Source organism: Bradyrhizobium sp. SBR1B, from assembly GCF_014198205.1.
In the GTDB taxonomy this organism is placed as follows: Bacteria; Pseudomonadota; Alphaproteobacteria; order Rhizobiales; family Xanthobacteraceae; genus Bradyrhizobium.
On record NZ_JACIHC010000005.1, the window covers coordinates 332,683 to 345,825 of the forward strand.

The window sequence follows — 13,143 nt, forward strand, 5'->3', positions numbered from 1 at the left end:
GGGGACACTCTCTGCAGACGTCAGGCAATCCCAGCGTGGAGAGAGCCCTCTCCCCAACCCTCCCCCGCGAGCGGGGGAGGGAGCGCGCCTCCCGCGCGGCCACAGCGAAGCCCAATCGCAACATGCACTACCGTTCCGGGCTGGCGCGCTCGAACTGGCGCAGCAGCTTGTTGCCGCGCTCGACGGCGGAATCCAGGGCGGATTGCGCGCTCTTCTGGCCGGAAAAGGCCTGCTCCAGCTCGTCCTCGATCGCGCCGCGGATCAGGACGAAGGAGCCGAGCCGGATGCCCTTTGAATTCTCCGTCGGCGGGTTGAGCGTGATCTCCTCGAACGAGATCGACGAGCCCGGGTTGCGCTCGTAAAAGCCCTGCGCGCGCGTCAACTCGGAGGCGGCGCGGGTGATCGGCAGATAGCCCGTGTTCTGATGCCAGGCGGCCTGCACGCCGGGCTGTGACAGATAGGCGAAGAACCGCGCCACGCCCTTGTATTCCTCGCGCGGCCGGTCGCGCAGCACCCAGAGCGTGGCGCCGCCGATGATCGAGTTCTGCGGCGCGCCCTTCACGTCGGGCCAATACGGCATCATGCCGTAGCCGATCTCGAATTTCGAATTCGCCTTGATGTCGGCGCGCGTCGCCGAGGAGCCGATGAAGATGCCGCATTCGCCGCTCTGGAAGCGCGGCTCGGCCGCTTGGCCGCGGCCGCCATAGTCGAACAGTTTTGTCTTTTGCCATTCGGCGAGCTGGGCGATGTGTTTGACCACGACCGGATTGTTGATGGTCAGCTCGGCATCGAGCCCGGCAAAGCCGTTCCCGCGCGTCGCCAGCGGCAGATTGTGGAAGGCGGAAAAATTCTCGACATGGATCCAGGACGGCCATGATGTGGTGAAGCCGCAAGCAGCGCCGCGGTCGCGCAGGCGCTTTGCAGCGGCCCCCAATTCCGGCCAGGTCTTCGGCGGCGTCTCCGGATCGAGGCCCGCGTCGCGGAACATGGTCTTGTTGTAGTAGAGGATCGGCGTCGAGGAGTTGAACGGGAACGACAGCAGGTTGCCGGCCGCATCGGTGTAGTAGCCGGAGACGGCGGGCAAGTAGTCATTGAGCGAGAACGGCTCGCCCTGGTCCCGCATCAGGCTGAACACCGGATAGATCGCGCCCTTGGCGGCCGTCATGGTGGCGGTGGCGACCTCGTTGACCTGGACGATCGCGGGCTGGCTGCGCGAGCGGAAGGCGAAGATCGCCGCCGTCACCGTCTCGGTGTAGTTGCCCTTGTAAGCGGGCACGATGCGGTAATCGGACTGCGAGGCGTTGAAGTCCGAGGCGAGCTTTTCCAATTGCCGCCCAAGCTCGCCGGACATGGCGTGCCACCACGCGATGTCGGTGGCGGCGCGCGCGGGCGCGGCCAATGAGAGAGCCGCCAAGGCGGCGACGAGCTGCAAAAGGCGCAATGCTGGACTCACGATGGCGCTTCCCATGCCGCGCGACAAAGGCGGCTGCTCTGCTTAAGGCGCGGCATTTGCGGTTTCAACCGGGAATGAGCGCCGGCCGCGCCGCACAATTACACGGCCGCGCCGGGCGGGATGGCCTTCCCCCGACCATCTGCTAGATTGCATTGAACCTTTTGCCTCCGCCATAGACTCCACCACTGAGGGGTTGAGTGTGCCAGTGTTGAGCCGTGCCGAACTCTCGCGGACCGGAGTGATCGTCGTCGCGCTTCTGCTTGCCGTCTGTGCGACGGGTGCCGTCGCACGCGAATTTCGCGCCGCCGATACCCAGACCGAGGATTACCCGACCGTCCAGGCGCTGCGCTACATGGGCGCGCTGATCGCCGAGCGCAGCGGCGGCCGCCACGAGATCAAGGTGTTCCATTCCCGCCAGCTCGGCGAGGAAAAGGAGACCATCGAGCAGACCCGGGCCGGCGCGATCGACCTGAACCGGACCAATGTCGCGCTGATCGGCAACTTCGTTCCGGCGATGAACGTGCTCGCCATGCCGTTCCTGTTCCGGTCCATCGAGCACATGCAGAAGGTGCTGGACGGCCCGATCGGCGGCGAGATTCTGAACAGCTTCGAGCCCTATGGCTTCGTCGGGCTCGCCTTCTACGATTCCGGGGCGCGGTCGATCTACAACGGCGCCCGCCCGGTGAAGACCATCGCGGATCTCAAGGGATTGCGGATCCGGGTGCAGCAGTCGGAGTTGATGAGCCAGATGATCCGCTCGCTCGGCGCCGAGCCGGTCGAGATGCCCTATGGGCAGGTGCTCACCGGGCTCGCCAACCATCTGATCGACGGCGCCGAAAACAATTGGCCATCTTTCGTGACGACGGATCATTACACGCATGCCGGGCATTATACGCTCACCGAGCATACGATGAGCCCCGAAGTGCTGGTGATCTCGCTGAAGGCCTGGCAGAGCCTGTCGCCGGACGACCAGAAAATCTTCCGGGAGGCTGCGCAGCGCTCCAGCCGGTTCATGCGCGAGAAATGGCGCGACCTCGAGGAGCAGTCGCAGCGCAAGGCCCAGGAGGCCGGCGTCACCATCATCAGGGAGATCGACCGCAAGCCGTTCGAGGACGCGATGGCCCCGATCTACGCCAAGGCCGGGCGCGATCCCGCCGCGGTCGCGCTGATCGAACGTATTCGCAAGGTGGAGTGAGCCGCGTTGGCTGCACTTGGACATACCGAGCACCCAGACCGGCCGTCCGGCCCGATCGGACGGCTGCGCGCACGCCTGGTCGGCGTGCTGCGCGCGGTGCCGATCCGCTGGCGCATCCTGTCGATCGCCGCGCTGAACTCCGCCGTGGTGGTGGTGCTGGTGGGGATGATCTGGAACGGCGCGCAGGTGCTGGGCTCGGCCTGGGGCGACGTCCGCCAGGTGCGCGAGTCCGACCGGATCCTGGCGCTGCTCGAAAGCGAGACCGGACGCCTGCACAATCTGATCCACCGCTACATCAACCAGCCGAGCCCCGACCTGTTCGCCGAGATCCTGCTGCTGCGCGAGGCTGTGCTGGGCACGCTGACCAACCGCGCCGCGAAGGACCCGATGCTGTCGGGCTCGGTCGAGGAGCTGGAGCGCACCACCGACCGCTTCCTCAACGGTTTCGGCGAGCTGCGCAGCGTGCAGGCCACGATCGCCAAGACCTATGAGGACCAGGTGCAGGGCCCGGCCCGGGACATGGCCGGCCTCTATTCCATCATCGAAGGCGCCACCGGCCATCGCGACGCGCTGATCTGGCCCTCGCTCGGAAAATCCCGCGAGGCCTTCACCGCGATGCTGGTGGCGGCCAATTCCTATTATCTGTCGCTGTCAGCGGGCGCGGCCGACGACGCGCGCCGCAACACCGAGACGATCGAGAAGACCATCCCCGTGATGATCGATCTCGCCGACAACGATCTGCAGAAGATGGCCTTGCGAAGGCTCGGGGCCCGCACCGCCGCGCTGCGCGAGGGCTTTGCAAAGCTCTCCGAGCAGCTTGCCAGCCGCACCGAGCTGCTCCGCAACAGCATCGACGCCAGCCAGGCCGAGGCCATCGGCGCCATCGACGACCTCTCCACCAAGATGCGCAAGCGCGAGCAGAAGGCGCAGGAGACCTTCGACCGCACGCTGGCGGATATTTCTCGCCGCGTCCTTTCCATCGCGGTGATCTTCCTCGGCATCATCCTCACCGCCGGCGTGATGATCGCGCTGTCGATCCGGCTGCCGCTGCAACAGATCATGGCGGCGATGCGCGCGATCACGCTCGGCGATCTCGACCGCGAGGTGCAGGGCACCAAGGCCCGCGACGAGGTCGGGGCCATGGCGCGTGCGGTGGAGGTGTTCCGCGAGAACGCGATCGCGAAGCGCGAGACCGAGGACGAGCTGCGCGCGTCGAAGGAGAAGGCCGAGAGCGCGCTGCTCGAACTCAATACCGCGCAGCAGAATTTGATCGATGCCGAGCGGCTGGCAGCGCTCGGCGGCCTCGTCGCCGGCGTCGCGCATGAGGTCAACAACCCGATCGGCATCAGCCTCACCGTTGCCTCGAGCTTTGCCCGGCGCACCGAGATCTTCGAGGCCCAGCTCAAGGGCGACGGCGGCCTGCGCCGCTCGCAGCTGGAGGAGTTCGTGCAGTCCTCGCGCGACGCCTCGCAGCAGCTGGTCGCCAATCTGCAGCGCGCCGGCGAGCTGATCCAGTCGTTCAAGCAGGTCGCAGTCGACCGCTCCCATGCCGAGCGGCGGCAGTTCTCGCTCAGCGAGGCCACCGACCAGATCATCGCCAGCCTGCGCCCGGTGCTGAAGCGCTCGCCGATCACGCTGCAGGTCGACGTGCCGGAGGGGCTGCTGCTCGACGGCTATCCCGGCTCCTATGGCCAGATCCTGACCAACCTCTTCCTCAACGCCGCCAACCACGCCTTCGCCGACGGGCGTGCCGGCACGATCATCATCCAGGCGCGGCCGCGCGGGACCGAGGACGTCGAGCTTATCTTCACCGACGACGGGGCCGGCATGACCCCCGACGTGCAGCGCCAGGCCTTTGACCCTTTCTTTACCACCCGGCGCAATGAAGGCGGCACGGGACTCGGGCTTCATATCGTCTATAACCTCGTCACCCAGCAGCTCGGCGGGCGCATGATGCTGGAATCCAAGCTGGGACAAGGCACCACTTTTCGCATTATCATGCCGCGGGTCGCCAAGGGCGGCGCGCAAAGCACAGAAAGTGACGGGACTTCTCAATGGCCGAACAGGACGATGTCCTCCACCTGATCGACGATACCGGTACCGCGTCGGAGGATGCCAACGCCCGGAAATGGAAGATCGCCGTCATCGACGACGATCCGGCCGTGCATGACGGCACCCGTTTTGCGCTGTCCGACTACAGCCTCAACGGCCAGAGCCTGGAGATCCTGTCGGCCTATTCCGCGGCTGAAGGCCGCAAGCTGATGGCCGAGCACAGCGACATCGCCGCCGTGCTGCTCGACGTCATCATGGAGACCGACGTCGCCGGCCTCGAGCTGGTCGAGTTCATCCGCAACGAGATCCGGAACGAGACGGTGCGCATCATCCTGCGCACGGGACAGCCCGGCCAGGCGCCCGAGCGGCGCGTGATCGTGCAGTACGACATCAACGACTACAAGGCCAAGACCGAGCTGACCGCCGACAAGCTGTTCACCTCGCTGACCGCGGCGCTGCGCTCCTATCAGCAGCTCGAGCGCATGGTGCAGACAAGGCGCGGGCTCGAGATCATCATCGACGCGGCCTCGACGCTGTACGACTTCAAGTCGATGCAGCGGCTCGCCGAGGGCGTGCTGACCCAGCTCGCCTCGCTGCTCAACGTCGATTGCGCCGGTATACTGGTCTTGCGCGACAATGGCGGCATCGACCCCGAGCTCTCGGTGCTCGCCGGCAGCGGCTGCTACAGCCGCTTCATCGGCACCACGACATCGAAGGCGCTCGACCCCGAGCTGCGCGAGATGGTGGAGGCCGCGTTCCAGCGCCGCAAGAACGAATTCGCCGACCACCGCAGCGTGATCTATTTGCGCACCGGATCCGGCCGCGAGGTGGTGGTGCTGCTGCAGGCCGAGCGCGAATTGTCCGAGACCGATCGCTCGCTGGTCGAGATCTTCTCCTCAAGGCTCTCGATCGCCTTCGACAACGTCATCCTTTACCAGCAGCTGCAGGCCGCCAACACCCAGCTGGAGGACCGCGTCGCCCAGCGCACCCGCGCGCTGATGCAGGCCAACCGCCGCCTCTCCGCGCAATGGCTGCGGCTGCAGCGCGCCAACGGCTTCAAGAACGAGATTTTGGGCACGGTCGCGCACGATCTGAAAAATCCGCTCGGCGTCATCCTGGGCCGCACCGAGATGCTGAAGGAGCTGATCTCGACCGGCGCCTCGGAAAACGGCGTGGTCGCCCAGGTCGACCACATCCGCGACGCCACCAAGCGCCTGACCACGATGGTCGACCATCTGATCTCGGATGCGATGGCTGACGCCTTCGACATCACCATCCGCCGCGAGCCGGTCGACGTCGCCGCCCTGGTCAAGGAGGTCGCCGAGGCCAACCAGCCGCTCGCCGTCAACAAGCAGCAGGCGATCAGCGTCGCCGCGCCGGCCAACATCGTCACCATGTGCGACACCGACCGCGTCCGCGAAGCCATCGACAATCTCATCAGCAACGCCATCAAATACTCGCCAATCGGCGGCAGGATCGACGTGGTCGTCAGCCACGAGGGCAGCGACACCGTCGTCCGCGTCAGCGACGAGGGCGCCGGCCTGTCGCCGGAAGATCTCGGCCGCCTGTTCGGCCGGTTCCAGCGGCTGTCGGCCAAGCCGACCGCAGGCGAGAGCTCGACGGGGCTTGGGCTCTCCATCGTCAAGCGTATTGTCGACATGCATGGCGGCGAGGTGACCGCCGACAGCGAAGGGCCCGGCAAAGGCTCGACCTTCACCATCACCCTCCCCGCGACCGAAATGCCGTGATCTCAAGACCATGACCCAAAGCCAGCACATCATGATCGTCGACGATGAAGCCCCGGCCCGGGAGATGGTCGGCGATTATCTCAAGATGCACGGCTTCACCGTGACGCTGTGCGACGGCGGCAAGTCCTTGCGCGCCGCGATCCAGGGCAGCATGCCTGATCTCGTCGTGCTCGACCTCAACATGCCCGAGGAAGACGGTCTCTCGATCATCCGCGACCTCAAGAGCCGCATCAACGTGCCCGTCATCATGCTGACGGCAACCGCGAGCCCGATCGACCGCGTGGTGGGGCTCGAGCTCGGCGCCGACGATTACGTAGCCAAGCCCTGCGAGCTGCGCGAGCTGATGGCGCGCATCCGCTCGGTGCTGCGGCGGAGCGGGCCGGCCAAGGCCGCCGCGCCTGATGCGGCGGCGGCGAAATCCGACAAGGAGCAGCTGGTACGGTTCGGGACAAAGTGGCTCGACCTCGAAGCCCAGGCCTTGCGCGACGACGAGGGCAACGAGCATCCGCTGACCGCCTCCGAGTTCGGATTGCTGAAAGTGTTCGCGGCCAATCCGAAGCGCGTGCTATCGCGCGAGCGCCTGCTGGAATTGGCCAACGCGCGCGACGCCGAAGCCTTCGACCGCGCCGTTGATCTCCGCATCATGCGCATCCGCCGCAAGATCGAGCCCGATCCGGCAAAACCCGCCGTGATCCGCACCATCCGCGGCGGCGGCTATCTGTTCTCGCCGGCGGGCGAGAAGGCGTAAGTCGCGCGGGCGGCAGCCGCGGTGCCGTAGGGTGGGCAAAGCGAAGCGTGCCCACGCGTCTGTCGCCATATCGGAAAGATCGTGGGCACGGCGCGCAAACGCGCGCCTTTGCCCACCCTACGAGATCACCGTCCCGGCTGCCTGTGCCGGCCCCGGGACGACGGCAGTGGGTCTGGCGCGACCGAACGCAAGTCACCGAGATTCGTTCCGTGGCGCCTCCGTCCGGCTCAAAACCCTACCCCCGTATTTTCCGTACATTGAAATTCCACGCTTTTTCGTCCCGAATGTTTCGTCATCCCTTCTCCGACGAAACAATTTGGCGGCGCACGAAACCATTTTCCGCTTTTCGTGCAGACGTCCCGAAACGTTGGCTCATTAACACTTTGGTCCAAGGAAACGCCGCTCGGTCGCGGCGCTACGGGGAGCCAAGTCAATGCGGAACGTCATCGCCATCAACGCCCAGGCCAGCCAGAGCATCATCGCCGCTCAGGCGACTTCGGACGACATGCTTCTCGAAAGCATTGCCGACGGCAACCGGACGTCGATGCACATCCTTTATTGCCGGCACAGCGTGCGGGTGTACCGCTTCATCCTGCGCATCGTGCGTGACGCCACCGCGGCGGAAGACCTCGTCAGCCAGGTGTTCCTGGACGTGTGGCGGACCGCCGGCCAATTCCAAGGCCGCTCGCAGGTTTCGACCTGGCTGCTCTCGATCGCCCGCTTCAAGGCGCTGACCGCGATGCGCCAGCGCCGCTTCGAGGACATCGACCAGGAAGACGTGCGCCAGATCCCCGACGATTCCGACACGCCGGAGACCTCGCTCGACCGCAGCGACACCAGCGCCATCCTGCGCGCCTGCGTGCAGAAGCTGTCGCCCGCGCATCGCGAGATCATCACCCTCGTCTACTACCACGAGAAGTCGGTGGAGGAGGTCGGGCAGATCATCGGCATCCCCCAGAGCACCGTGAAGACGCGGATGTTCTACGCCCGCAAGCAGCTGGCCGAATTGCTTAAGGGCTGCGGCGTCGAGCGCTTCGCCGCCTAAGCTAAATGAATTCAAAGGGATAGGGCCGCCGATCTGGCCCCTCTCCCGGGACACGGAAGTGTTACCGCCGACGAAACAATTGAAACAAAGCACAACATCAGGCGGAAAAATTTCCCTCCTATAAAGCTCACATACGGTTTTGCTTAAACCTCCCAAGGACCTCTACGACCCGGACGGGATGCCCCCCTCCGGGTCGTTTTGTGTTTGGGCTTGAAGTGGCAGCCGCGGGCTCCGGCCTCTCCCGCCTGCGGGAGAGGCCGACGCGCCCCGGGCGATGCGAAGCGTCCCGCGCGCGGCGGGTGAGGGTTCTTTCCTCTGGGGGGATGTCCCGTCGCGGAGAGACCCCCACCCCAGCCCTCCCCCGCAAGCGGGAGAGGGAGCGCATCGGCCGTGCGATTGGCAGCTCCCCGTCACGAAGCCGTGACGCTCCGTAACGACCGCTCCATGCCGCCCGAACCATCCTCGTGACCTCCTTCACGAGTGCCCCATGCTCGAACTTGTCTTCGCCGTCCTTGCCGGCATCCTCACCATCGCCGCGCCCTGCACGCTGCCGATGCTGCCGATCCTGCTTGGCGCCTCGATCGGGCGCGCGGGGCACTTACGTCCCCTCATGATCGCGCTCGGCTTCGTCGTTTCCTTCTCGGCGGTCGCGCTGCTGCTCGGCGCGCTGACGCGGCTGTTCGATTTCGATCCCAATGTGCTGCGCGAGGCCGCGTCGGTCCTGCTGATCGGTTTCGGCCTGTTGATGCTGTGGCCGGCGCCGTTCGAATGGCTGTCGAGCCGGCTCAATGGCTGGCTCGATCTCGGCAACACCGGCGCTACCCAGCGCGAGGGTGCGCTCGGCGGGCTCATCCTCGGCACCACACTGGGCCTGGTGTGGACGCCCTGTGCCGGCCCGGTGCTCGGCTCGATCCTGACGCTGGTTGCGACCTCCAAGAACCTCAGCTGGGCCGGCACGCTGCTGATCGCCTATGCGATCGGCGCCGCGATCCCGATGCTTGGGATCGCCTATGGCGGGCAGGCCGCGACCACGCGGGTGCGCAGCCTGGCGCGGATCTCGCCGCGGCTGCAGCAGGGCTTTGGCATCGTCGTGATCGGCTTCGCGGTCGCCGCCTATTTCCAATACGACACGCTGATCGTGGCGTGGCTCACCGGCTTCTATCCCACCGGCCAGATCGGCCTGTGATCATCCCTCATCTTCACCGGAGGACGCTTCCATGACTTTCAAGCTGCTCGCCGTCTCGGCCGCCCTGATCGGCTTCACCGTTACCGGCGCTGTCATCCCCGGCATCTGCGAGGAGGCCGCGCGCGCCGCGCCAATCGTCACCGCCGCCGCAGGCCAGCAGACCGCGCCCGACTTCGCCGGCATCAACAATTGGTTCAACTCGAAACCACTGAGCATGGCCGACCTCCGCGGCAAGGTCGTGCTGGTCGACTTCTGGACCTATGGCTGCGTCAACTGCGTCAACACGCTGCCGCACGTCACCGAACTCTACGCCAAATACAGGGACAAGGGCCTGGTCGTGGTCGGCGTGCACACGCCGGAATTCCCGTTCGAGCGCTCGGCCTCGAACGTGCAGGCCGCGCTGAAGCGCCACGGCATCACCTATCCGGTGGCGCAGGATAACGATTCGAAGACCTGGAACGCCTACCGCAACCAATATTGGCCGGCGCAATACATCATCGACCAGCACGGCAAGATCGTGTTCCAGCACGCCGGCGAAGGCCGCTACGACGAGATCGACCGCACCGTGGCGAAGCTGCTCAACGCCAGCAGCTGAGCACGACGGCCAATCCTGAGGTTGCGGCAGGGACCAGACACTCTTCTTGCTTGACTCCCCCGGGCCGTTCGCGGAGCTTCCGCCGCGACGGGGGAGTTTGACGCACGCAATGACCGACGTAACGACCGGAAGCGAAGTTCGTCTCCGCAAGAATACATCTTCCGAAGGTCGCCTTGTTGGGGCTGGCTTGGCGGCCTTCGTATTGTTTATTTCTGTTTGCAACCTCGCGACCTGGAACGGATACGCAGAAATCGTTGCAGCGTTGGTCGGCCTGGTGATCGGCGTTGCGACGCTCTACGAAGCAGCCTTCGGCGCCGATGAGCTTTGGACCATCGCCCTAGACATGATCGTCGTCGAAAAGACGCGACCATTCGGCCAGCCTAACACCCGATTCATCCGGAGAGAGGAGATATCTGGAATTCGGATCAATCGCGACAAGGCCGACCCAACGTGCTTCCGCCTCGCTTTGCAGCTGACGTCAGGTGAGCGCCTGATCTCGCCGCAGCTTCCGGAGGTCACGCACGTCCGTGAGACCACAGCGCGGATCGCCGAACAGCTAAGCTTCGTCGATATCGACCCTCCGGTGAACCCGCTTGACGCCACCAATTTGGAGATGCGGATCGGCGAACCTGTCCGAAAGGCCGCCGGCACGGAGCGGCGAATCGTCGCCCTGATCATCGCGGGCCTCTGCGCCATTCGCTATGCGTACAGATTCTGGAACGGCGCGCCTCTCACGACTGCCGAAATCATATTCGGGGTGGCCGTCGCCGTCATTGCCCTCCTCTCTTTTCGATATGCGCACACGTCCGCCGGCGCATTCTGGATTGTCGACCACGGCGAACTGCGCGTCGAACGGCTGACACGTGACGGCAAGCCAATTGTTGATACGATCACAGGCAGCGACGTTGCTACGATTGGGCTGGCGCCCGACAGCAGGGCCGAGGGGGAGCTCTACGTCGTCAGGATCGACCTTTTGAGTGGGCAGAAGTTCCTCAGCCAGAGCATCGGAACGAAGGAAGAGACGCAGGCGGTGAGCGACGAGATTGCCCGACGGCTGGGGATCGCTCCTGAAGGGGTGTGCCGCTGAGTCACATGACCGGCGCGAGTCTCGCCCTTGTTGCTTGACTCCACGGACCCGTCCGTGGAGTTTCCAACGCGACGGAATCAGCCGCCCGCGATGGACGATACAACGACCGCTCCCGACATCCGCCTTCGTGAAGGCTCTTCGATCGCGCAGCGGCTGGTGATGTCCGCTTTTGCGGCGGCCGTTGCGCTGTGCTTCACGCCCGGCCTGTTCACGCGCGACACGCTGGAGATCATCATCTCGGTGGTCGCGCTGCTGGTGGGAGCCGGGTTCGTCGTCGGCATCATGATGGCGCCGGCAGTGGTGTGGATCATCACGCCTGGCGAGATCCTGATCGGGCGGCAAAGTCCGTTCGGCAAGCTGCGCACGCGGATCGTCGCGAAAGACGACATCACGGCGTTGCAGGTTCCCGGCAGCAAGCGGGTGAAGGCCCGCTTTCAGCTCGTCTTCACGCTGAGTTCGGGAGAGCGCCTGACGTCCCCGCCGATCTCCGACGTCACCCATGTTCGCGATACCGTGGCCCGGATCGCGACGCAGTTCGAGGTTCCCAATGTCGAGGAGCCCGTCAACCCGCTCGATGCCAGCAATCCCGAGATGCATCTCGGCGAGCCGCTCGAGGCATTTTCCGCGCGGGACATCCGCATCGTGTCCCTGATCGCCGTCGCATTGTCCGCCCTGCCCTATGCCTACAAGCTGTGGCGCGGGTGGCCGCCCACCCATGTCGATATCCTGCTGCTTCCGCTTGGCGTGATCGCGGCGTTCGCCGTGCATCGCTATGCCAACCTCGTCACCGGCGCGTTCTGGATCATTCGCGAGGACGACATCCGCGTCGAACGCCTGTGGGGCGACGGCACGCCGCGCGCCGACCAGATCGAGGGGCGCGACGTGAAGACGATCACCGTCGAGCGCCGCGGCCGGTCCGAGGACGAGCACTGCATCGTCACGATCCGGTTGCACTCGGGGCGAAGGTTTCGCAGCCCCCGCATCGGCTCGCGGGTGGAGGCGCGCGCGGTGGGGACGGAGATCGTGCGGCGGCTCGGGATCGCGGCGGAGAGCAACAAGATCTGACATCGATGCCTGTTGGCTCAGGTGATCTAGCTGCGGGCTCGCTGCAACCTCTCCCGCTTGCGGGGGAGGTCGGCGCGTAGCGCCGGGTGGGGGCTCTCTCCTCTGGGGGAGTCTCCCTAGAGGAGACACCCTCTCCCCAACCCTCCCCCGCAAGCGGGGGAGGGAGCGCACCCCCGCCCAGCCGCAGCATCCTAGGCTTTTCGCGCCATCCCCTGTTTGTGGCATTGCCGGGCGGGCGTCAAAAAACCAAAGCATTCTCGTGACATATCAGGGTGGCGCGCCATCAACTTGCCATGAACATGCCCCTCAGGTTTGATGGTTCCGAATGATTTGCGCCGTGGCAGTGGGGAGAGCTTGAAATGACGGATTTTCGTCGCCTGACCGGGATGTTCGTGGCCGCGATCGGCCTGATCCTGTCCGCACCGCCGGCCATCGCGCAACAGCCCGACCGCGGCGACGAGCCGGGTCTGGTCGCCGACGACGGCTACCAGCTCGAGCCGGAATGGCAAAAGCAGGTCGTCTACTTCCGCACCACCGAAGCACCGGGCACCATCATCGTCTCGACCGCCGAACGGCACCTCTATCTGGTGCAGCCGGGCGGGCGTGCGATCCGCTACGGCATCGGCGTCGGCCGCGACGGCTTCCAGTGGCAAGGCCTCGTGACCATCACCAACAAGAAGGAATGGCCGGACTGGACGCCGCCGCCGGAAATGATCCAGCGCCAGCCCTATCTCCCGCGCTTCATGGCCGGCGGCCCCGGCAATCCTCTCGGGGCCCGCGCCATGTATCTCGGCACCACGGTCTATCGCATCCACGGCACCAACCGCCCCGACACGATCGGCACCAAGGTGTCCTCGGGCTGTTTCCGTCTCGTCAACAACGACGTCGCCGATCTCTATGAGCGCGTCCCCGTCGGCACCAAAGTGGTGATCCGGCAGAAGCCCGAGCTCTGAGGTTTTTGATCCGGGC

The 13,143-nt window shown here is 65.4% G+C and carries 11 protein-coding genes; 10 read left to right on the plus strand and 1 reads right to left on the minus strand.

All coding sequences use genetic code 11. The features are described from left to right. Positions 1–127 precede the first annotated feature (127 nt). Positions 128–1,468, minus strand: a complete 1,341-nt coding sequence (gene ugpB / locus GGD61_RS16305; RefSeq protein WP_092251965.1) for a sn-glycerol-3-phosphate ABC transporter substrate-binding protein UgpB — start codon at positions 1,466–1,468, stop codon at positions 128–130. A 184-nt stretch (positions 1,469–1,652) separates the two neighbouring features. Here ugpB and GGD61_RS16310 point away from each other — a divergent pair, with 184 nt between their 5' ends. The 10 genes from GGD61_RS16310 to GGD61_RS16355 all read left to right on the plus strand — a co-directional run bounded on the left by GGD61_RS16310 (position 1,653) and on the right by GGD61_RS16355 (position 13,127). Next, positions 1,653–2,648, plus strand: coding sequence for a TRAP transporter substrate-binding protein (locus tag GGD61_RS16310; RefSeq protein WP_092251963.1), 996 nt, complete (start codon positions 1,653–1,655; stop codon positions 2,646–2,648). Between the two features lie 6 nt (positions 2,649–2,654). After that, on the plus strand, positions 2,655–4,733 hold the full coding sequence (locus GGD61_RS16315; RefSeq protein ID WP_210311080.1) for an ATP-binding protein: 2,079 nt from the start codon (positions 2,655–2,657) through the stop codon (positions 4,731–4,733). Continuing rightward, on the plus strand, positions 4,703–6,448 hold the full coding sequence (locus GGD61_RS16320) for a DUF3369 domain-containing protein (RefSeq protein ID WP_183230909.1): 1,746 nt from the start codon (positions 4,703–4,705) through the stop codon (positions 6,446–6,448). Before GGD61_RS16315 ends, GGD61_RS16320 begins: the two co-directional genes overlap by 31 nt. Positions 6,449–6,458: 10 nt before the next feature. After that, complete coding sequence (locus GGD61_RS16325) at positions 6,459–7,196, plus strand: response regulator (protein WP_018316843.1); 738 nt, start codon at positions 6,459–6,461, stop codon at positions 7,194–7,196. 433 nt (positions 7,197–7,629) lie between these two features. Beyond that, positions 7,630–8,241 carry a sigma-70 family RNA polymerase sigma factor gene (locus GGD61_RS16330; protein ID WP_018316842.1) on the plus strand — a complete coding sequence of 204 codons (612 nt, stop codon included), beginning with the start codon at positions 7,630–7,632 and terminating at the stop codon, positions 8,239–8,241. 487 nt (positions 8,242–8,728) lie between these two features. Then, positions 8,729–9,427 (plus strand): cytochrome c biogenesis CcdA family protein, encoded by a 699-nt coding sequence (locus tag GGD61_RS16335; protein WP_092251655.1) that lies wholly within the window; start codon positions 8,729–8,731, stop codon positions 9,425–9,427. A 31-nt stretch (positions 9,428–9,458) separates the two neighbouring features. Continuing rightward, complete coding sequence (locus GGD61_RS16340) at positions 9,459–10,022, plus strand: thioredoxin family protein (RefSeq protein WP_092251654.1); 564 nt, start codon at positions 9,459–9,461, stop codon at positions 10,020–10,022. 109 nt (positions 10,023–10,131) lie between these two features. Further along, the gene (locus tag GGD61_RS16345; RefSeq protein WP_092251653.1) at positions 10,132–11,109 is read left to right on the plus strand and encodes a hypothetical protein; all 978 of its coding nucleotides are present in this window, start codon (positions 10,132–10,134) and stop codon (positions 11,107–11,109) included. A gap of 90 nt (positions 11,110–11,199) precedes the next feature. After that, positions 11,200–12,174 (plus strand): hypothetical protein, encoded by a 975-nt coding sequence (locus GGD61_RS16350; protein ID WP_177236860.1) that lies wholly within the window; start codon positions 11,200–11,202, stop codon positions 12,172–12,174. A gap of 359 nt (positions 12,175–12,533) precedes the next feature. Continuing rightward, positions 12,534–13,127, plus strand: coding sequence for a L,D-transpeptidase (locus GGD61_RS16355; protein ID WP_092251651.1), 594 nt, complete (start codon positions 12,534–12,536; stop codon positions 13,125–13,127). Positions 13,128–13,143: the final 16 nt, after the last annotated feature.

Coding starts and splice junctions, on each gene's coding strand:
- GGD61_RS16335 (WP_092251655.1), top strand. CDS start 8,729: ATGCTCGAACTTGTCTTCGCCGTCCTTGCCGGCATCCTCACCATCGCC.
- ugpB (WP_092251965.1), bottom strand. CDS start 1,468: ATGGGAAGCGCCATCGTGAGTCCAGCATTGCGCCTTTTGCAGCTCGTC.
- GGD61_RS16350 (WP_177236860.1), top strand. CDS start 11,200: ATGGACGATACAACGACCGCTCCCGACATCCGCCTTCGTGAAGGCTCT.
- GGD61_RS16345 (WP_092251653.1), top strand. CDS start 10,132: ATGACCGACGTAACGACCGGAAGCGAAGTTCGTCTCCGCAAGAATACA.
- GGD61_RS16355 (WP_092251651.1), top strand. CDS start 12,534: ATGACGGATTTTCGTCGCCTGACCGGGATGTTCGTGGCCGCGATCGGC.
- GGD61_RS16340 (WP_092251654.1), top strand. CDS start 9,459: ATGACTTTCAAGCTGCTCGCCGTCTCGGCCGCCCTGATCGGCTTCACC.
- GGD61_RS16330 (WP_018316842.1), top strand. CDS start 7,630: ATGCGGAACGTCATCGCCATCAACGCCCAGGCCAGCCAGAGCATCATC.
- GGD61_RS16320 (WP_183230909.1), top strand. CDS start 4,703: ATGGCCGAACAGGACGATGTCCTCCACCTGATCGACGATACCGGTACC.
- GGD61_RS16325 (WP_018316843.1), top strand. CDS start 6,459: ATGACCCAAAGCCAGCACATCATGATCGTCGACGATGAAGCCCCGGCC.